The following is a 20161-nucleotide window of genomic DNA, read 5'->3' as shown; positions in this document are numbered from 1 at the left end:
AGTCGGCGAAGGGCCAAAATACCGGCGCGTGCGCTATCTCGAATATCTGAGCGACCGAGGGCAGAGTGCGTCTTCGATCGGTCTGCTCCTTGTTTTCGCACTTTGTGAACGCGTCCAGTCTGGGGTAAACAGGTCCCTTGGCATCGTCGAACGAGGCCCATTGTCGCCAATGGCCCGCAGTCGGACGGATCACAATGCCGGAGAAACAGCCAAGCGCCGATATGGAGGCTGCTCTCAAGCACTGGCTCGAAACCGTTGATCTCGGCCAGTACAGCGACCTCTTTGTCCTGCATCGCATCGGTTTGGACATCCTGCCCGATTTGACCGAGCAGGATCTGGTCGAACTTGGACTTCCGCTGGGAGACCGCAAGCGCTTGCAGCGCGCGGTTGCTTCCCTGACCCGTTCGGCAAACGGTCCCGCCGGCGGCAGGAGCGTCGCGGAAGGCGCAGCGGTGAGCGCCGAGCGGCGCCAGCTGACCGTGATGTTCTGCGACATGGTTGGTTCGACCTCGCTGTCCGAACAGTTCGATCCCGAAGACGTCCGCGACATGATCGCGAGCTTCAGGGAAAAGTGCGTCAGCGTGGTCAAGCGGTACGAAGGCTTCGCGGCCCGCTACCTCGGGGACGGCATTCTGGTCTATTTTGGCTATCCGAATGCCCATGAGGATGACGCCGAGCGGTCGGTGCGTGCGGCGCTCGAAATTGTACGGAGCCTGTCGTCGGCGAGAGCGAGTGACGCCCGCGACGTTGCAAGTCATGGGCCCAGTGTGCGCATCGGGATTGCGACCGGCCTTGTTGTCGTCGGAGACCTGGTTGGACAGGACACTGAGGAGCACGATTCCGCAGTCGGCGAGACGCCAAATCTGGCTGCCCGTCTGCAGGCCTTGGCGCCTCCGGACGGCGTCGTCATTGCGTCTTCGACGCAATCCCTGCTGAGAGGAAAGTTCGACTACCAGGACTTCGGATTTCACGCGCTGAAGGGGATATCCGCGAAGGCCCAGGCCTGGCTCGTGGTTCGGCCCTGCCGCGCCGAGACGCGATTTGCCGCGGCCATGGGCTCCAGATTGACGCCGCTGGTCAACCGCACCGAAGAGGTGGCGTTGCTGCTCACGCGTTGGCAGCAAGCGAAAGCCGATGAGGGGCAGGTCGTGCTGCTGACGGGCGAGCCGGGAATCGGAAAGTCCAGGATCGTTCAGGAATTGCGGGAGCGGATCGCGGGTGATCAGCACGGACAAGTTTCGTTCCAGTGCTCTCCCTATTACAGCAGCACCGCTTTTCACCCCTTCATCGAGCATCTCAAATTCGCGCTCGGCCTTGACGGCGAGAACGCGTCTGCGCTTTGGCTGACAAAGCTTGAAGCCGGTGTCGCCGCCTCGAACGGCGAGGCGGCGACAGTGGTGCCGATCCTTGCGGCGTTGCTTTCAATTCCCACCGGGGACCGCTACGCGGCCCTGGATCTCTCGCCGCAACAGCTGAAGGATGCGACGATCGCCACGCTCGTCAACCATCTGCTCGCGCAAGCGCGCGAGCAGACGCTCCTGATCGATTTTGAGGACGCACATTGGATCGATCCCACCTCGCGGGCCGTGCTCGATCTGCTGGTGGAGAACGTTCGCACCACGTCGATCCTTGTCGTGATCACCTGTCGTCCGGAGTTTCAGCCGGGCTGGAAGGATCACGCGCACACCATCAGTGCGAACCTCAAGCGTCTCGGCCGACAGGTCCGCACGATATTGGTCGAACGTGTGGCTGGAGAAAAGGAGCTTCCCCGAGAGGTGATTGAGGACATCATCGTCAAAACCGATGGCGTGCCGCTCTTCCTTGAAGAGCTGACCAAGGCCGTTCTCGAATCCGACGTCTTGACTGAGCAACATGGACGTTACGTCTTGTCCGGTCCGTGGCGTCAGCTCGCTATTCCCGCGACATTGAACGATTCCCTGATGGCCCGCCTCGACCGGATGGGATCGTTCAAGAAAATCGCGCAGATCGGCGCCACCATCGGCCGCGAGTTTTCTTATGAGATCCTTCGCGAGGTTGCCGAAGCGCCGGCGGACCAGATCGAAGCCGCCCTGAACCATCTGGAGGCAGCCGGATTGATCGTCCGCTTCGGCTTTCTGCCGGAGGCGCTGTACTCGTTCAAGCACGTGATGATCCAGAATGCGGCGCATGAAAGCTTGTTGCACAGGGAAAGACGGACGCTGCACGCCAAGATCGGACGCGTGCTGGCCGAAAAATATCCGGAAAAGATCGAGCGCGAACCGGAGCTTCTCGCCTACCACCTGACCGAGTCTGGACAAAGCGAGCCGGCTGCGGGTTTCTGGCTCAAGGCCGGAAAGCAGGCCGCGATGAAGGGTGCGACTCTGGAGGCGATCGGTCATTTGCGTCGTGGGCTCGGGGTTCTGCAAGCCTCACCCGGCATGCAGGGCCGAAACGAGTCCGAGCTTGAGCTTCGCATCGCCCTGGGTACCGCCCTGATCGCGGCAAAGGGATACGCCGTGCAGGAAGTCGAGGAGAACTATGTTCGCGCGCTCGAACTCGGCCGGAATCTTGGCAACATGGCGAAGGTCTTTGCGGCGACGCGCGGACTTTGGGTGTGCCACTTCATCCGCGGCGATCTCGCACGGGCGCATGAGCTGAGCGCGGAGCTCCTGCAGTTCGCAAGGCGCGAGGCATCGAACCAAAGTTCGTCCGCGACGCAACAGACGGGATATCTGATCGAGGCGCATCGGGCGATCGCGATGACCATGCTGTACCGCGGGCGGTTTGTCGCCGCCGAACATCACCTTCATCGCTTCAGGAATCTGTACAGTCCTGATCTACACGGCGCCCTGACGGCAACGCATGGCATCCATCCTGGCATCGTCTCGCTCTCGTATCTCGGGTACGTGTCGTGGTTTCTGGGCCGTCCTGACGCGGCGCGCCGATATAGCCAGCAGGCTATTTCGGAAGCGGAAGACCTTCGCCACCCCTTCACGCTGTCATTTGCGCTGACATTCGGCGCTTACGTTTGCCAGCATCTCCGCGATGTCGAAGGGACCCACGACTACACCAACAGGGCACTGGCTCTCTCATCGGAACACGGCTTCCTGCATTGGAAGCATCAGACGACCATCCTGCGAGGATGGGCGATGACCGAGCTCGGGAATGTCGATGAGGGATTGAACCAGATGCGAATGGCTATCGACGGCTATGAGGGCATGAGCGCCCGGCTAGCCAGTTGCTGGTTCAGAAGCCTGCTCGCGAAGGCTTATGCAAGTGCCGGCTTGCCGGATGCTGCCTTGCACGAACTCGACAGCGCACTGGCGATCGGGAGAAGAACGGGAGAGCATTTTTACGAAGCTGAGATCTATCGTCTGCAAGGTGAGATGACGCTCAATGATTCGAGATCATCGTCCGTTGAATCCGCCGAGCGAATGTTCCTCGCCTCGATCGAGCTGGCGCGCAGGCAAAGCGCGCGGTCCTTTGAATTACGGTCAGCTGTCAGCCTGGCGCGCTTATGGCGACATTCCGGCAAACAGGCGCGAGCAGCCGAGCTGCTGCTACCCGTTGTCCGAACATTCACGGAAGGTCTGCTTGCGCCTGACGTCAAGGAAGCGCTCGAGCTTGCGAATGAACTGGCAATGGAAATGCCCGGAGATCATGAATGGAGCGGGCGGGTCTGAGGATAGCGAGGCCCCCCGGCGCCATCCGCCCCCTTACGCCTGATCGTCGTCACCACGCATCGCAGATGAATGATGGTGTTCGCTTCGGCCCAAGGTTCGCTAGGGCGGCAACGTTGGGTGGATGCTGTTCCGGCGGTTTGCGCCGGATTGATCAGCGGTTGGCGATGCTGCTGGCCTCGATTGGCGAGGCAACGTCGTCCCGTTCGATCCGGGCTTCGTTCGCGCGAATGCGTGACGGCCATCCGTGCCGCGAGGCCAGCGTCGTCAGCCTGTCCCTGACGAGATAATGCGCGGGGCCTTCGAGGAAGCGCCAGACGAGCCATGCCAGCACCACCATGCCCGTCACGACCAGCGCGGTCGACAGCGCGTCCGGCGTTGGCGTGATCAGGAGCAGGATGACGTAGCCGAGCTGCAGATGCAGCAGATAGAGCGGATAGGTGATGCCGCCGACGGCCCTGACGAGGCCTGCAGGCAGGGCTACCGACTTGATGCGAGTGGCGGCGAACACGATGCCGAGCGATACGATGCAGATCACCGTCACGACGCGGGGATCGAAGCTGCCATGGGTGTGGACGCCGAGCCGCTCCAGCTTGTGCACGGCCTGGAACGTCGCCGTGCCGATCGCCAGCGTCAGCAGGCTGTAGAGCCTGGTGTCGCGCCGTCCGCGGTAATGCTCATAGATCAGGAGCCCGACGGCGAAGAAGCCGCTGTCGTCGGCCATGAACAGCTTCTCGAACAGCGGAACGTCGAGGGTCAGCTCGTTGGCGAAGGTGATTGCGATCCACGCCACGATGATCGTGTCGATGCGCCGCGGAAAGATGCCCCAGGTCAGGAACAGCGCGATCCAGACGTAGAACACGACCTCGATCACCAGCGACCAGTAGGCGTCGTCCATGTAGGGCTGACCGAGCATCGGGGCCGCGATGAACAGGTTTGTCAGCCATTGCCCCCACGTCACGTGGAAGTACGCGTGGCCCAACAGCAGCGTCGCGAGGAAGGTCAGCGTCATGCAGATGACGAAGGTCGGATAGATCCGGCTGAAGCGGGCGATCGCGAAACCGACCGGCGTGCGGCCTTCGGCGGAATAGGCGATGACGAAGCCGGAGATCGCGAAGAACACGGGGACGCCGAGGAAGCCGTATTGCGCGACCGGGGCGAGGTACGGCATTGCCACCTTTTGCACGCCGTTCGATGCCACGCCCCAGAAGCCGTAGTGATACAGGATCACGGCCCCGACCGCGGCAAGCCGCAGCAGGTCCAGCACGGGAACCCGGGTCGGATCCGGTTGTTTAGAAGCGCTCGGCATATATCCGCTATCGTGGCGGCGAGGCATGAAGGCGTTCTTAATCCACCCGGCGAAACGACCGCGCGGTCGTTCACGATTGCAGGAGCCCCGTGGCGATGCCGCCAGCCGCGCTGAGCACGACCACCACGAGCGGCGGCGCGCGCCATGCCGTGAGCAGGACGAAGCCGGCCAGCGCGATGCCGAAATCGAGCGGACGGTGGACGCTGCTGGTCCACACCGGATTGTAGAGCGCGGCCCCCAGAAGGCCGACGACGGCGGCGTTGACGCCGCGCATCATGGCCTGCGCCGCCGGCCGTTTGCGAAAGCTATCCCAGAACGGCAGCGCCGCGAGCAGCACGAGAAGTCCCGGCAGGAAGATGCCGACGAGGCCGACGATCGCGCCCGGAAGGCCGCCGATCACGGCGCCGAGATAGGCGGCAAAGGTGAACAGCGGACCCGGCACCGCCTGCGCGGCGCCGTAGCCCGTCAGGAACGCATCGTCGCCGATCCAGCCCGGCGTCACCACGGCTTCGCGCAGCAGCGGCAACACGACGTGGCCGCCGCCGAACACCAGCGCGCCCGAGCGGTAGAAGGCCTCGAACAGGCCGAGGCCGGGCCATGTCCGCGACAGCAGCGGCAGTCCGACCAACAGCGCGACGAACAGGATCAGCGCTGCGACGCCAACGCGGCGCGATACCGGCATCGCGATATGGGTGACCCCGTTGGCCTGTTGCGCCTGGCAGAACCAAAGCCCGGCGACAGCGCCGAGAATGATCGCGCCGATCTGCGCGATCGACGACGAACTGGCGAGGATGACGAGTGCTGCGACCGTCGCGATCGAGGCGCGTTCGCGATCGGGGCAAAGCGAGCGCGCCATGCCCCAGACGGCCTGGGCGACGATCGCCACCGCAACCAGCTTGAGGCCATGCACCAGGCCGCTACCCGCAGGGCCGCTCAATCCGCTGGCGCCGAAGGCAAACAGCACGAGCGCGATCGCCGAGGGCAGCGTGAATCCGGTCCAGGCGGCCAGCGCCCCCAGGTACCCGGCGCGCATCAGGCCGAGCGAAAAGCCGACCTGGCTGCTCGCAGGGCCCGGCAGGAATTGGCAGAGCGCGACCAGATCCGCATAGGCCTGTTCGTCAAGCCAGCGCCTGCGGGTGACGAACTCGTCGCGGAAATAGCCGATATGGGCGATCGGGCCGCCGAAGCAGCTGACGCCGAGCTTGAAGAAGATGAGCAGCACCTCCAGCGGCGAATGCGTCGAGCTCGCGGTGGCGGGCGGTGTGCCGGGCTGCGGGACGTCGGTGTTGTTCAAGCGTCGTCAATTCCCGCAACTTGTGTCCAGGTCAGGACTTGTCAGCGCGAGTATATCGCCATTCGATGACGTTTGAGCGCGTTATTTCTCGCGGCTCTCACTCGTAGCGGATGTTCTTCGACGGCCGGCGCGCGGCGGGCATCGCCAGCACGACGAGACAGAGCGCGATCATCGCCAATCCCATAAATTCGAATGCAAATGCGTCCACGGGCCATTCTCCCCCATCAGAAACAGTTAGACTTGTTGGGGGAGCGTTGACGCGCTGTTAAGCCTTATGGTTACCGCTGCCGGCCTCGGCGCATGGTGGAGAGTGAGTTAACGCTCACATCGCGAAGCTAGGCGGCTACGCTGAGCGGTCCGGTGCGCAGCTTCAGATCCACCGGCGTCGGGTTGCGCAGGATGTCCAGCACGGGGCAATGACGGTCGACGGTTTCCTTCAGCCGGGCGATGTCGGCCGCGGAGGCCGGGCTGTCGATGGCGACCTCGGCCTCGATCTGCCGGAAACCGGCTCGCACGTTTGGATCGACGCTGAAGAAGCCACGCAGATCTATGGCGCCCGACAGCTTGACGGAGACGCCGTTGAGAGGAATGCCGATCGCGTCGGCATAGAGCCGATAGGTGATCTCCTGGCATGAGCCGAGCGCGGCGAGAATGTACTCGACAGGGTTCGGTGCGGTGTCCTTGCCGCCCAGCGCCGGCGGCTCGTCGACGCTGACGTTGAATTGCCGGACCGTGACGCTGCTGTTGATGCCGTCGCCGAGTTGCGAAGTCGCCTGGAACACGGCCTGCGCCTGCGCCGGATCGGCGCCGAGCTCCTGTTGGGTGTCTGCGAAAACCTGCTTGAACCTGAAGCTCATGTTCGTCTTCCCCACGGCATCGATCATGAGAGGCTGATCGAATGGCTCATGCAGGGCAATAGTCGCGAGATAAAAACGACACCAGCCCCGCGAAGCGCGAAATTTGCAGCAGCATTTTTCCCGCGCGCGTAGATGCGTAGGATGAGTAGAGCCAACGGGGCCGCGCAAGGCGCGGCCCGATGATAGAACTCCGCGAAACCCATAGTGGTGCCGCTCGCGAGATGAGCTGATGGGTTTCGCTGCGCTCTACCCATCCTACGGGCTACCCATCCTGCCGTGTCACGCGGCGAGGGCGTCCTGGTTGATCTCGCCCTTGGCGAGCGCCGTCAGCAGCGTGTCGACGTGTCGCTCTTCGTCGAGACTGTCGTGCAGCAGCCGCTGGTCGTCGCGCAGATTGAGCTGACCGGCGAGGGCGGCCGCGCTGCCATAGGCGGCGATCTCGTAATGCTCGAGCTTCTGCGCCGACGCGACGAGGCCGGCATCGCGCAGATTGTCGTCGGGCAGCAGCGAAACCATCTTGGCGGTCTCGTGGATCAGCGCCTGCATGGCCTGGTCGGTGTGCTCAAGCGGATCGGCCCCGTGCATCCGCAGCAGCGACTTCAACCGCTCGCCCTGCACGATGGTCTCGCGGTGATGGCGGCTGAACGCATCCTTGAGCGACGGATGCGAGGCGATCTCCGCCATCCGCGCTAGCGCCACGGCGAGCTGATCCTCGACGCTTGCGAGTTCCTGAAGCTCGGCGACATACATGTCCTTGAAGCTGGTGATCCTCATCGTGAAACCTTTCTTGTTTCTTCGTTGTTTCGGCGTTCAGGCGGTGTGGCCGCCGGAACCGGAATCGACCGGCGTCTTCTTGGCGCGTTGCGGCGTCATCTTCGCCGGGTCCGGTTGCCCGGGCACGCCGCGCGGCCCGAGTTGCCGGCGCTGCAGATCGTCCTCGGAGAAGGGCGGCTCGACGCCGTTCGGGTTGCTGCGCTCGATCGCGGTTTTCAGGTCGTCATCGCGCTGGTTCATGCTGGCGCTCCATCAACAGGCGGCACGGAACCTGGATCGGACGAGGCCGCACGTTCCGCGCTGACCGGCCAACGATGCGCGCGCGAAATCGTTGCAAACAAATCGGGGGCGCGGCGCTACGCCACGAGCTTCGGCAGCGCGGCCGCGAGCGCATCCACCGCAAAGCGGATCTTGAGTGGCAGTCGCGGCGTCGGCAGCCACAGCGCGTGGCAATCGTAGGGAAATTCCCCGCTGTCGCCGAGAACGCGGACCAGCGCGCCGGTGTCGAGGCGTTCGCGCACCAGCCAGGAGGGCAGCCACGCCAGCCCCATGCCGCGCGCTGCGGCATCCGCGATGGCTTCGAGGTCGTCGAGCCTGAGCCGCCCGGCCGGCCAGACCTCGTGCGGCGCAAGACCGTCGCGCGGGAACAGCCAGGGGCGAACGCGGCCCGAGCGGCGGTAGACGATCGCCTGGTGCCGGCCGAGCTCGTCGAGCGTGCGCGGCCTGCCATGGGCCTTCAGATAGGCGCGCGAGCCGCACACCACCATGCGCTGGCGCGCGATGCGCCGCGCGATCACGCCGGATTGCTCGTTAAGCTCGCCGGTCCTGATCGCAAGGTCGTGACCGCCCTCCATCAGATCGGCGATCGGATCGCCGAACGCGAGATCGAGCTCGAGCGCCGGATATTTCTGCGCGAGCTTCAGCAGCGTGGGGACGATGCAGTAGCGGCCGAGCAGCGCCGGCATCGTCACCCGCAGCCGCCCGCGCGGCTGCGACGATTGATCGGAGGCGAGCGCGTCGGCGGCCTCGGCCTCGCCGAGCACGATGCGGCAGCGCTCGTAATAGGCTTGCCCTGAATCGGTCAGGCTCTGCCGCCGCGTGGTGCGATGGAGCAGGCGGACGCCGAGCCGTTGTTCGAGGAAGCGCACATGCTTGCCGACCATCGGGGCCGACATCTCGAGGGCATCGGCGGCGGCCGCGAACGAGCCGAGATCGACCGCCCTGACGAAGACGGCCATGCTGCTGAGGCGATCCAATTCAAAACTCCTGGTTTCGATTGTCGGAGCTACCGGGTGATTTATCCGGCGATCGCCGCCGGGCATAGCGGCATTCCATTCAATTGTTTTGGAGTTCGCCCATGGCCCGCGTCGTCCGCTTTCACCAGCATGGCGGTCCCGAGGTGCTGTGTATCGAGGAGATCGCGGTTGCGCCGCCGGCGCCCCGCGAGGTTCAGATCCGAGTCAAGGCGCTCGGGCTCAACCGCGCCGAGGCCTCGCTGCGCCGGGGCAGCTATATCGAGACCGCGACGCTGCCGTCCGGCCTCGGGCTGGAAGCCGCCGGGATTGTCGCGGCGATCGGCGAAGGCGTCGAAGAATTTGCGCCGGGCGATCCCGTGAGCATCGTGCCGCCGGTCTCGATGGTGCGCTGGCCGGCCCATGCCGAGCTCGCGACCTTTCCGGCGGAGCTTGTCGTCAAGCATCCGCCCGCGCTCGGTTTTGAAACGGCCGCTGCGGTGTGGATGCAGTATCTCACCGCGTTCGGTGCGCTGGTCGATCTTGCAGGGCTCGGGCGAGGCGAGTTCGTCGTCATCACAGCGGCGTCGAGCAGCGTCGGGCTCGCGGCGATCCAGAGCGCCAACCGTATCGGCGCGGTCCCGATTGCGGTGACGAGGACATCGGCCAAGGCGCAGGCGCTGCGTGAGGCCGGCGCGGCGCACGTGATCGCGTCGGCGGAGCAGGATCTGCAATCAAGGCTGGAGCAGATCGCGGGACCGAACGGCGTGCGCGTGGTGCTCGATGCCGTCGGTGGCCCCGCCTTCGTGCCGCTGACGGCGGCGATGGCACCCGGCGGCATCCTGATCGAATATGGTGGACTCAGTCCTGAGCCGACGCCGTTTCCGCTCGCCAACGTGCTCGGCAAGAGCCTGACCCTGCGCGGCTACCTCGTGCACGAGATCGTGCGCGATCCCGCGCGGCTTACCGCGGCGAAGGCGTTCATCCTCGACGGGCTTGCCGATGGCACCTTGAGGCCGATCATCGCCAGGACGTTTCCGTTCGAGGAGATCGTCGAGGCGCACCGGTACCTGGAGTCGAACACGCAGTTCGGCAAGATCGTGGTGACGGTGTGAGGGTCGCACCAGCGTCATTGCAAGCGAAGCGAAGCAATCCATCGGCTCGCATGCACGGAGGTATGGATTGCTTCGTCGCTGCGCTCCTCGCAATGACGGCGGAAAGACCTCACGTCCCGCAGAACGTCTGCGTCACGCGCTGCTCGGGGAGCGGCGGATCGGCGTAGGCCGCGAACTGCGGCTCGTCCTCATAGGGTTTTGCCAGCACCGTCAGCAATTCCTCGAACGGCGTGTAGTCATCCAAGTTCACCGCAGCCGCAATCACCGCCTCGATCCGGTGGTTGCGCGGGATGAAGGCCGGATTAACGGCACCCATCGCGGCCTTGCGATCGGCCGGCGTTTGCGGCTCCAGCGCGAGGCGGGTGCGCCAGCGGGCGGCCCATTCGTCGAACGCCGCGGGATCGGTGAACTGCGCGCGGACGTCGGCGGCGTCATCGCTTGCGGCCTCGCCGAGATGGCGGAAGGTCAGCGTGAAGTCGGCCGCGTTCTTGGCCATCGCGTCGAGCAGGTCCTGGATCAGCGCCTCGTCACCGTCGCGCACGGTGAACAGGCCGACCTTGGCGCGCAGGCCGGTATTGTAGGCTGTGGTGAACTTTTCGGGGAATTCGCCGAGGATCACTTGCGCCTGTTCGATGGCCTTCTCCTGCTCGTCCGCGAACAGCGGCAGCAGGCATTCGGCGAGCCGGGTCAGATTCCACAACGCGATGCGCGGCTGGTTGGCATAGGCGTAGCGGCCCATCTCGTCGATCGATGAGAACACCTGCGCCGGGTTGTAGGCATCAAGGAAGGCACAGGGACCGTAATCGATGGTTTCGCCCGAGATCGAGGTGTTGTCGGTGTTCATCACGCCGTGGATGAAGCCGACCAGGAGCCAGCGCGCGACCAGCGCGGCCTGCCGCGCCACGACGCCGGCGAGCAGCGCGTGATAGGGCTGGGCGGAGTCCGTCAGCTCGGGATAGTGCCTGGCGATGACATGGTCGGCGAGCGCGCGCACGCCGTCGGTGTCGCCGCGGGCGGCGAAGAACTGGAAGGTGCCGACGCGGATGTGGCTCGCGGCGACGCGGGTCAGCACCGCGCCGGGCAGCGCGGTCTCGCGCATCACGGGCTCGCCGGTGACGACGGCGGCGAGCGAGCGGGTGGTTGGGATGCCTAAAGCGAACATCGCCTCGCTGACGATGTATTCGCGCAAGACCGGACCGAGCGCGGCGCGGCCGTCGCCGCGGCGGGAGAACGGGGTCGGGCCGGATCCCTTGAGCTGGATGTCGCGGCGGACGCCGTCCTTGTCGATGACCTCGCCGAGCAGGATGGCGCGGCCGTCGCCGAGCTGGGGAACAAAGTGCCCGAATTGATGGCCGGCATAGGCCATGGCAATCGGGTCGGCGCCGTCAGGCAGCCGCTTTCCGGCAAGGATTTCGGCGCCTTCCGGCGCCGACAGCAGGTCCGGGTCCAGCCTGAGCTGGACCGCGAGCGGCCGGTTCAGCTTGATCAGGCGGGGGGCGGCCACCGGGGTCGGCGCGACGCGGGCGAAAAAGTTCGCCGGCAGCGCCGAATAGGTGTTTTGGAACGGGAAATGAATGGTCATATCCCGAAGATAGGCCTGCGGGCCGAATAGGCAAACGATTGGCGCCCATCTGGCGCCGGATCGCAGCAAAATCTGCAGTTTCGGGCCAAAAGCGGGCGTTCCCTTGGTTGCCGCCCCGAGCGGGCTCGGGTAAACCCAGCGCCTTCGGATAGGAAGTTTCCTATCGCGATTCTCCTCCGACATCAGTTTTTGGAACGACTATGCATCGCTACCGGTCACACACATGCGGCGCGCTCCGAGAGGGCGATATCGACCAGACGGTCCGGCTTTCGGGTTGGGTTCACCGGGTCCGCGACCATGGCGGCGTGCTGTTCGTCGATCTGCGCGACCATTACGGCATCACCCAATGCGTGGCCGATCCGGACTCGCCGGCGTTCGCCGAGGTCGAGAAGTTCCGCTCCGAATGGGTGGTGCGGATCGACGGCAAGGTGCGCCGCCGTCCCGCCGGCACCGACAACCCCGAACTGCCGACCGGCATGGTCGAGATCTACATCAAGGAGATCGAGGTGCTGGGCCCGGCGGCCGAGCTGCCGCTGCCGGTGTTCGGCGAGCAGGAATATCCTGAAGATATCAGGCTGAAATACCGCTTCCTCGACCTGCGTCGCGAGAAGCTGCACCAGAACATCATGACCCGTGGCGCGGTGGTCGATTCCATGCGCAAGCGGATGAAGGAGCAGGGCTTCTTCGAATTCCAGACCCCGATCCTGACGGCGTCCTCGCCGGAAGGCGCGCGCGACTTCCTGGTGCCGTCGCGCATCCATCCCGGCAAGTTCTACGCGCTGCCGCAGGCGCCGCAGCAGTACAAGCAGCTGTTGATGATGTCGGGCTTCGACCGCTACTTCCAGATCGCGCCGTGCTTCCGCGACGAGGACCCGCGCGCCGACCGTCTGCCGGGCGAGTTCTATCAGCTCGACGTCGAGATGAGCTTTGTCACCCAGGACGACGTGTTCGCGGCGATGGAGCCTGTGATCACCGGCGTGTTCGAGGACTTTGCCAAGGGCAAGCCGGTGACGAAGAACTGGCCGCGGATTCCGTTCGCGGAGGCCGTGCGCAAATACGGCTCCGACAAGCCCGATTTGCGCAACAAGATCGTGATGCAGGAAGTCTCCGAGCACTTCCGCGGCTCCGGCTTCAAGGTGTTCGCGCGCATGCTCGAAGACCCGAAGAACCAGGTCTGGGCGATCCCGGGCACCGGCGGCGGCAGCCGCGCGTTCTGCGATCGCATGAACTCGTGGGCGCAGGGCGAAGGCCAGCCCGGCCTCGGCTACATCATGTGGCGCGAGGGCGGCGAGGGCGCAGGTCCCCTGGCGAACAACATCGGCCCCGAGCGCACCGCTGCGATCCGCGACCAGCTCGGCCTCAAGGAAGGCGATGCGGCGTTCTTCGTCGCCGGCGATCCCGAGAAATTCTGGAAGTTTGCGGGTCTCGCGCGCACCAAGCTCGGCGAGGAATTGAACCTGATCGACAAGGACCGGTTCGAGCTCGCCTGGATTGTCGACTTCCCGATGTACGAGTATGACGAGGAGAACAAGAAGGTCGACTTCTCGCACAACCCGTTCTCGATGCCGCAGGGCGGCCTCGACGCGCTGAAGTCGCAGGACCCGCTGACCATCAAGGCGTTCCAGTACGACATCGCCTGCAACGGCTACGAGATCGCCTCCGGCGGCATCCGCAACCACAAGCCGGAAGCGATGGTGAAGGCGTTCGAGATCGCAGGCTATGGCGAGCAGGAGGTCATCGACCGCTTCGGCGGCATGTACCGTGCGTTCCAGTATGGCGCCCCGCCGCACGGCGGCATGGCGGCCGGCCTCGACCGTATCGTGATGCTGCTCTGCGGCACCAACAATCTGCGCGAGATCTCGCTGTTCCCGATGAACCAGCAGGCCATGGACCTGCTGATGGGCGCGCCGTCGGAAGCAACCCCGAAGCAGCTCAAGGAGCTGCACATCCGCACCAACCTGCCGGCGAAGGGTTAGGCGGGCAGGAGAGGTGCGTAGCCCGGATGGAGCGAAAGCGAAATCCGGGGCGGTCCCTCCTGCGGCGACGCTGTTCCCGGATTGTGCTTCGCTCCATCCGGGCTACGGGCGGGAGAATCACAACCCCGTCGAGGCCTCGATCCGGAACTGCGCCAGCGCCGATTGCGGATCGGTCTTGAGGAGCTGCATCAGCTGAAGCGCCGGCGCCTTCGCGCGCGGAGTGAGCTTGATGACCAGCGTCTGTCCCGGCGTCTCGATGAACTGGCCGATCGCGGTGACGAGCGCGGTGGCGTCGGGATTGCTCCCGCCGATCTCGCCGCCCTGCGCCTTGATGGCGTCGAGGATGACCTTGCGCGCCTCGTCGCGGCTGATGTTCCGGGTGCGCGCAAATTGAGCGACCGCGAGATCGATGACGCCGAGGTCGTGGACCGTGAGCTGGATCGTGCCGGCTTCGATCTGCGCGGCAGCGCCCATCGCTTCCGCGGCGCTGGTCGAGAATGCCTCGCGCGGCACGTTGCCGAGCGTGACCTTCGCCGACGCGCTCAGCACGCCCGCCATGTCGAGCTTGACCGGCTCGAGTGCGAACGCGCGCGAGGTCTCGGTCCAAACGGCGCCGAGATCGGCATCGACGGCCATCCGGTCGATCCCGGCAGCGACGAGCGGTTGCTGCCGCGGATCGGCCGCATCGAGCGGCGCCGCCAGCTTGGCGGTCAGCCGCAGCTTGCTCGGGATCGATCCGACGAACTGACCCCAGTCGAGACTGAAGACGTCGATGTTGACCGGCTTGCCGGTGGCCTTGTAGGGCGACGCGACGCCCTTGATCTCGACGCCTTCGATCAGCGGGAATAGCGCCAGCGCCTGTTCGGCCGACGGCTTCTGCGCAGCGAATTGTGCCGACAGCCGCATGAAGTTGGCGACGTCGAGCGACTTCAGCGCGAAGCGTCCGACCTTGATGGGACCATTCGGCGCACGGGTATCGAGTCCCTCGACCGCAAGCTCGCCGATCTTGCCGTGTTCGAAGTTGAACCGCACCGAGGCGAGCTTGAGCGGGCCCTGCGGCGTCTCGAGCGAGAGCCCATGCATTTCAGCATTTGCAATTCCGATGCCCGAATAGAGGCCGGCGACCTTGTCCAGCAGTTCGCGCGCCTGGACGGCAGACGGCGGTGGGCTCCCTTGCGGCGGGATCATTGCCAGCAGTGCCGGCAGCTGCATCCGTGACGGATTGATCCTGGTGTCGTCGACGGTCACGCCCCCGATCCGCATGTTCACGCCGGGCGCAGCGGTGATGACATAAGGACCGGCCGAAACGTGTCCCTGGACCCGGTACTCCCTGTCATCGTTGGCCTTGCCTGGATCGAACATCGCCGCCATCGCGCCGACGTCGATATCGGTCGCGGCGATGTTGGCGAGCTCGCCGGTCATTTTGATCGGCTTGCCGGCCGCCTGCTGGTTGATCGTGAACACAACCTTGTCGGTTTTGCTGGACGCGATTTTTCCGTCCTTCATGTTTTCGATGGCGATGCCCGAATAGGCGAATTCGCCGCCGGCGCCGTCGCCGGCTTTTGCGGCGGCGCTGAAGGTCATCGTTCCGGTCAGGCTAGGCGCAGCGACCGATGATGCGTTGATGCTCGCGAGCAGTCCGAACGCGGACCGGTACAGCTCGAAGATCGACGACGACGCCGGAAGCTGGGGCAGGCTGGCGGGGCCGGAAAAATCCTTCACAGTGATCCGCGGCGCCTTGTAGGTCAGTGAGGTGATCGTCGGGGTAGGTCCTGCCACGCCGATCTCGACATCGCTGAACTCGACATTGCCGGCGGAGACCCGTGCCGCGTCGGTTTGACCGAGGCCGGTCATCGTGAGACTGGCAATCTTGACGCTGACCGGGGATTGCGTCCCCGACTCGGTGGCGACGTCGGCGATCGTCAGGGTGCGGCTCTTGACGTCGAACGTGATCTTGCCGTGGCTCGCCTTGGCGCCAGTGGCACGGACCTGCTCGAAGGCGGCCTCGACGTCGCGCGTGACCCGGCGCTGGGCGTAAAAGTCGAAACCGAAGAAGCCGGCGGCCGCGATCACAACCACGGCGATCAGGCCGAGCAGAATTTTCTTCATTCGGTCAACTCCGGATCATCAAGGGAAAAAAATTGCCAATCCCGGCCGAAAGGCGCGGGGAGGGGCAGGCGTCGATGAACGGCCGGCCCGGGCCTGTTGACGGGGACATTATCGGATGTTGCATCCAAGTGGTTGGACATGCTTCACATCCGGCTCGATTTGCCGGACAACTGACTTTTGCCTGGATTAGCACAGAAACAAGAAATTTGGGCCGGAAACGCGGGGAGCACGCATGTCGTCATCGTCTGAAGAACTCCACAACGCGGCGCTCGCCTACCACCGGCTGCCGCGGCCGGGCAAGCTCGAGATCCAGGCGATCAAGCCGCTTGCCAACCAGCGTGACCTGGCGCTGGCCTATTCGCCGGGCGTGGCCGCCGCCTGCACCGAGATCGCCAAGAACCCGGCCGAGGCGGCGACGCTGACCGCGCGCGCCAATCTGGTCGCCGTGGTCTCGAACGGCACCGCGGTGCTCGGTCTCGGCAATATCGGTCCGCTGGCCTCGAAGCCCGTCATGGAAGGCAAGGCGGTGCTGTTCAAGAAATTCGCCGGCATCGACGTGTTCGACATCGAGATCAAGGCCGACACGATCGAGCGCGTAGTCGAGACCGTTGCCGCGCTGGAGCCGACCTTCGGCGGCATCAATCTCGAGGACATCCGCGGACCTGAGTGCTTCGAGATCGAGGCGCAGCTCAAGGAGCGCATGAAGATCCCGGTCTTCCACGACGACCAGCACGGCACCGCCATCATCGTCGCCGCGGCGATCGTCAACGGGCTGTTGTTGAACGGCAAGCAACTGTCTGACGTGAAGATCGTCTGCTCGGGCGCCGGCGCCGCCGCGATCGCAACCCTCAATCTGCTGGTCTCGATGGGGGCGCAGCGCAAGAACATCTGGGTCTGCGACATCGACGGTGTGGTCTATGAGGGCCGCAACACCACGATGGATCGCTGGAAGGCGGTCTATACCCAGAAGACCGACGCACGCGTGCTCGCCGACGTCATTCCGGGCGCGGACATCTTCATCGGCCTGTCGGCGCCGGGTGTGCTGAAGCCCGAAATGGTCAAGCAGATGGGCGACAAGCCGCTGGTGATGGCGCTGGCCAATCCGGTGCCGGAGATCATGCCGGATGAGGCGCGTCTGGCGCGTCCCGACGCGATGATCTGCACCGGACGGTCGGACTTTCCGAACCAGGTCAACAACGTGCTCTGCTTCCCCTTCATCTTCCGCGGCGCGCTCGACGTCGGCGCCACCGCGATCAACGAGGCGATGAAGCATGCCGCGGTGGACGCGATCGCGCAGCTCGCGCGCGATCCGCCGTCGGATGCGGTGGCCCATGGTTTCGAGAGCGGCGAGACCCAGGGGTTTGGCCCCGGTTCGCTGATCCCGAGCCCGTTCGATCCGCGCCTGATCCTGCGCATCGCGCCGGCGGTGGCCAGGGCCGCGATCGAGTCCGGCGTCGCGACCCGGCCGATCACCAATTTCGACGAATACGCCGCCAATCTCGAACGCTTCGCCTTCCGCTCCGGCCTCACCATGAAGCCGGTGTTCGCCAAGGCGAAGACCCAGCCGGTGCGCGTGATCTACGCCGAAGGCGAGGACGAGCGTGTGCTGCGCGCGACGCAGGTGGTGCTCGAGGAAAAGCTGGCGCGGCCGATCCTGGTCGGCCGTCCGTCGGTGGTCGAGACCAGGATCAAGCGCTTCGGCCTGTCGATCAAGGCCGGCCGCGATTTCGACCTGATCAATCCCGAGGACGATCCGCGCTACCGTTCCTATGTGCAGTCCTATATCGACGTCGCCGGCCGGCGCGGCGTGACACCGGAGGCCGCGCGGACCGTGGTCCGCACCAACAATACCGTGATCGCGGCGCTTGCCGTGTCGCGTGGCGAGGCCGACGCGATGCTGTGCGGCGTCGAGGGCCGCTACATGAGCCATCTGCGCCATGTCCGCGAGATCATCGGCTTCCTGCCGGGGGTCAGCGACTATGCCGCGCTGGCGCTGATGATCACCTCCACCGGAGCCCATTTCCTCGCCGATACCCAGGTGCGGCCGAACCCGAGCGCGGAGGAACTCGCTGAAGTGGCATCGCTCGCGGCGATCCACGTCCAGCGCTTCGCCTTCAAGCCGAGGGTCGCCTTCGTGTCACATTCCGACTTCGGCAGCTATGACACGGATTCCTCGCGCAAGATGCGGCGAGCGACCCAGCTCTTGAAGGACAAGCATCCGGAGATCGAGGCCGACGGCGAGATGCAGGGCGACACCGCGCTGTCGGCGGCGGCGCGGCGCCTGGTGCTGCCGCAGTCGCGGCTGGAAGGCGAGGCCAACATCCTGATCATGCCGAACCTCGATGCCGCCAACATCGCCTATCAAATGATCAAATCGCTGGCCAACGCGTTGCCGGTGGGGCCGATCCTGATCGGTCCGGCGCGCCCGGCGCACATCCTCACCCCCGGCGTGACGGCGCGCGGCATCCTCAACATGACGGCGGTGGCCGCCGTCGAAGCCCAGGAACGCGCCGGCCGCGCGCAGCCGACGCTGTTCGGCTGACGGCCGTTGTTTGAGCACGTTATGTTCGGATAACCGCAGCGCGGTTTTCCGCATCGTGTTTGAACCGAGATGGATTCGATTTGATCGAGGCAGGTGGAGCGACCATAATCGCTTCGCCTGCTTCGTCCGATTTCTGCCATCCAGTGAGGCCGACCCATGCCAGCGTTCATCACCTTCGGGCGGATCCTGTTCGCCGTGCTGTTCCTCTATTCGGGAGCGAGCAAGCTGTTCGGCATCCAGGCGACGGCGGATCTGCTGGCGGCCAAGGTGACGATCCCGGCCGTGGTCGCGCCCTATACGCAGCAGATCGAAACCGCCGTCGGCATGCCCCTCATGCAGCTGCTGGCGGTCACGATCGGCGGCTTCGAGATCGTCGCGGGGCTGATGATCGCGGTGAACGTGCTGGCGCGGTTCTTCGCGATTCTCCTGATCATCTTCGTGTGCTTCGCCACCTTCTACTTCCATGACTTCTGGAATCAGCCGGCGCCCGACAACCTCAGGACGCTGATCGATGCGCTGAAGAACCTGTCGTTGATCGGCGCGCTGTTCATCATCGCCGGCTACGGCCGCGGCCCGCGCCGCGACGACCCGGCCTATGGGGACGTGTAGGTCACGGCAGACCGCCGGGCGATCTACGCTGCGCTAGCTCGTCCGACGAGTTATTGCCGGCTTGTCACGCATCCATGCGCCACTGTGAGGTTCAGAAAAGTGGTCCCCACATCGGTACGCTCTCAAACCTTTCTAGCCTGATCGTTTTCCCGCCAGCCGATGACGTGTCGGTGCCAAGTCGCATGATATCCCGGTCTTTGGTATCGACGCGCAGTTCGAGTTCGCCTGGACAGTCTTTGGGCTGATCGATTTCCAGGGCGAACGGAATGGGAAGCGTCTCGCTCGTGTTGGGAACCACGAACGATTGAAAGAGCTTCTCCGGGCCCGTCGGGCCCTCCGTCGTCATTTCGACGAGGTAGAAGTACAGGAATTCCCCGACATAGGCCTTGCGGTCGCCGGGCGCTTGCACGAGTTCGCCGCGCAGGGTGGTTTTGCAGGCGCCGACTGCGCTGGTTGCGACCAGCGACGCCATCGCCACAAGAGCTACGGCCTTCGCCAGGGAGGTCATGCCGTTGTTCATCGCAAGCTGCTCGGGATCTATGCGCTTCGCCGCCACGGCGTAACGCTGACGTCCTGCGCAGCATCGATCAGCTGCGGCGCGCCGGCGTGCAGGCCGTGCGCTGACAGCACCTGCTGCGGGGTGCGGGCGGGGACGCCGGGAAAGCACGGCTCGCCGTCGGGGATGCGCACCCGTGGCGCGACCGAGAGCCAGAACGTGTCGTAGCGATCCATGAACATGCCGAACACGCCGGGGCCGCCGATGATCGCGACCATGCCCGAGGTCACGCCGGCCTCGCGGCTCGCGGTCTCGAACGGGCAGCCGGCGGGATTCCACAACAGCGCCTTCGGATTGTCGGGGTCGGGCGCGGTCGCCGCAACCTTGCTGGTCAGGATCAGGCGCCGCCGCTTCGGCGCGTTCGGCTGCTCTTCCTGGGAGTTACGACCATGCACGACGAGGTCGGCGCGGTCGAGGGCCGCGGTGAAGAACCGCTTGTCGCCCTCGATCTTGAGGTCGTCGGGCATTACGTTCCGCGCATTCGCCAGCCGGCCATCGGCGGAGACGATGACGAAGCCTTCGATACGCAGCGCCGGCACCAGGATTG

15 protein-coding genes are annotated in these 20161 nt (G+C 64.9%); 5 read left to right on the top strand and 10 right to left on the bottom strand.

Translation table 11 applies throughout. The features are described 5' to 3' along the window. The first annotated feature begins 194 nt into the window (after positions 1-194). Positions 195-3662, top strand: coding sequence for an ATP-binding protein (locus ACVIYL_RS34475; protein ID WP_456780649.1), 3468 nt, complete (start codon positions 195-197; stop codon positions 3660-3662). A 151-nt stretch (positions 3663-3813) separates the two neighbouring features. Here ACVIYL_RS34475 and ACVIYL_RS34470 read toward each other — a convergent pair whose 3' ends face one another. The 6 genes from ACVIYL_RS34470 to ACVIYL_RS34445 form a co-directional block, all read right to left on the bottom strand. Then, complete coding sequence (locus ACVIYL_RS34470) at positions 3814-4968, bottom strand: acyltransferase family protein (RefSeq protein WP_456780648.1); 1155 nt, start codon at positions 4966-4968, stop codon at positions 3814-3816. Between the two features lie 70 nt (positions 4969-5038). Then, positions 5039-6262, bottom strand: a complete 1224-nt coding sequence (gene chrA / locus ACVIYL_RS34465) for a chromate efflux transporter (RefSeq protein ID WP_456780647.1) — start codon at positions 6260-6262, stop codon at positions 5039-5041. 335 nt (positions 6263-6597) lie between these two features. Beyond that, positions 6598-7119 carry an OsmC family protein gene (locus ACVIYL_RS34460; RefSeq protein ID WP_456780646.1) on the bottom strand — a complete coding sequence of 174 codons (522 nt, stop codon included), beginning with the start codon at positions 7117-7119 and terminating at the stop codon, positions 6598-6600. Between the two features lie 279 nt (positions 7120-7398). Next, entirely contained in the window at positions 7399-7893 is a 495-nt protein-coding gene (locus ACVIYL_RS34455; protein ID WP_092086421.1) for a YciE/YciF ferroxidase family protein, read from the bottom strand. 36 nt (positions 7894-7929) lie between these two features. After that, a complete protein-coding gene (locus ACVIYL_RS34450) occupies positions 7930-8133 on the bottom strand; it encodes a hypothetical protein (protein ID WP_076832011.1) in 204 nt (67 codons plus the stop codon). Between the two features lie 116 nt (positions 8134-8249). After that, complete coding sequence (locus ACVIYL_RS34445; protein WP_456780645.1) at positions 8250-9149, bottom strand: LysR family transcriptional regulator; 900 nt, start codon at positions 9147-9149, stop codon at positions 8250-8252. Between the two features lie 101 nt (positions 9150-9250). On the opposite strand from ACVIYL_RS34445, the gene ACVIYL_RS34440 reads away from it, so the two are divergent. After that, a complete protein-coding gene (locus ACVIYL_RS34440; RefSeq protein WP_456780644.1) occupies positions 9251-10240 on the top strand; it encodes a zinc-dependent alcohol dehydrogenase family protein in 990 nt (329 codons plus the stop codon). Between the two features lie 109 nt (positions 10241-10349). Here ACVIYL_RS34440 and ACVIYL_RS34435 read toward each other — a convergent pair whose 3' ends face one another. Then, entirely contained in the window at positions 10350-11822 is a 1473-nt protein-coding gene (locus ACVIYL_RS34435; RefSeq protein WP_456780643.1) for a protein adenylyltransferase SelO, read from the bottom strand. 200 nt (positions 11823-12022) lie between these two features. Between ACVIYL_RS34435 and aspS the strand changes: the two genes are divergently transcribed. After that, complete coding sequence (gene aspS / locus ACVIYL_RS34430; protein ID WP_253608901.1) at positions 12023-13798, top strand: aspartate--tRNA ligase; 1776 nt, start codon at positions 12023-12025, stop codon at positions 13796-13798. Between the two features lie 117 nt (positions 13799-13915). On the opposite strand, the gene ACVIYL_RS34425 is transcribed toward aspS, so the two are convergent. Next, on the bottom strand, positions 13916-15907 hold the full coding sequence (locus ACVIYL_RS34425) for a hypothetical protein (RefSeq protein ID WP_253608900.1): 1992 nt from the start codon (positions 15905-15907) through the stop codon (positions 13916-13918). 232 nt (positions 15908-16139) lie between these two features. On the opposite strand from ACVIYL_RS34425, the gene ACVIYL_RS34420 reads away from it, so the two are divergent. Then, positions 16140-18449, top strand: a complete 2310-nt coding sequence (locus tag ACVIYL_RS34420; RefSeq protein WP_057019906.1) for an NADP-dependent malic enzyme — start codon at positions 16140-16142, stop codon at positions 18447-18449. Between the two features lie 156 nt (positions 18450-18605). Beyond that, complete coding sequence (locus ACVIYL_RS34415; protein WP_253608899.1) at positions 18606-19058, top strand: DoxX family protein; 453 nt, start codon at positions 18606-18608, stop codon at positions 19056-19058. A gap of 91 nt (positions 19059-19149) precedes the next feature. Here ACVIYL_RS34415 and ACVIYL_RS34410 read toward each other — a convergent pair whose 3' ends face one another. Both ACVIYL_RS34410 and ACVIYL_RS34405 read right to left on the bottom strand, forming a co-directional pair. Further along, a complete protein-coding gene (locus tag ACVIYL_RS34410; protein WP_253608898.1) occupies positions 19150-19578 on the bottom strand; it encodes a hypothetical protein in 429 nt (142 codons plus the stop codon). A gap of 17 nt (positions 19579-19595) precedes the next feature. Then, positions 19596-20153, bottom strand: coding sequence for a dihydrofolate reductase (locus ACVIYL_RS34405; RefSeq protein ID WP_253608897.1), 558 nt, complete (start codon positions 20151-20153; stop codon positions 19596-19598). Positions 20154-20161: the final 8 nt, after the last annotated feature.

The organism is Bradyrhizobium sp. USDA 3315, assembly GCF_054056795.1.
This window is presented reverse-complemented; position numbering and strand designations above follow the sequence as displayed.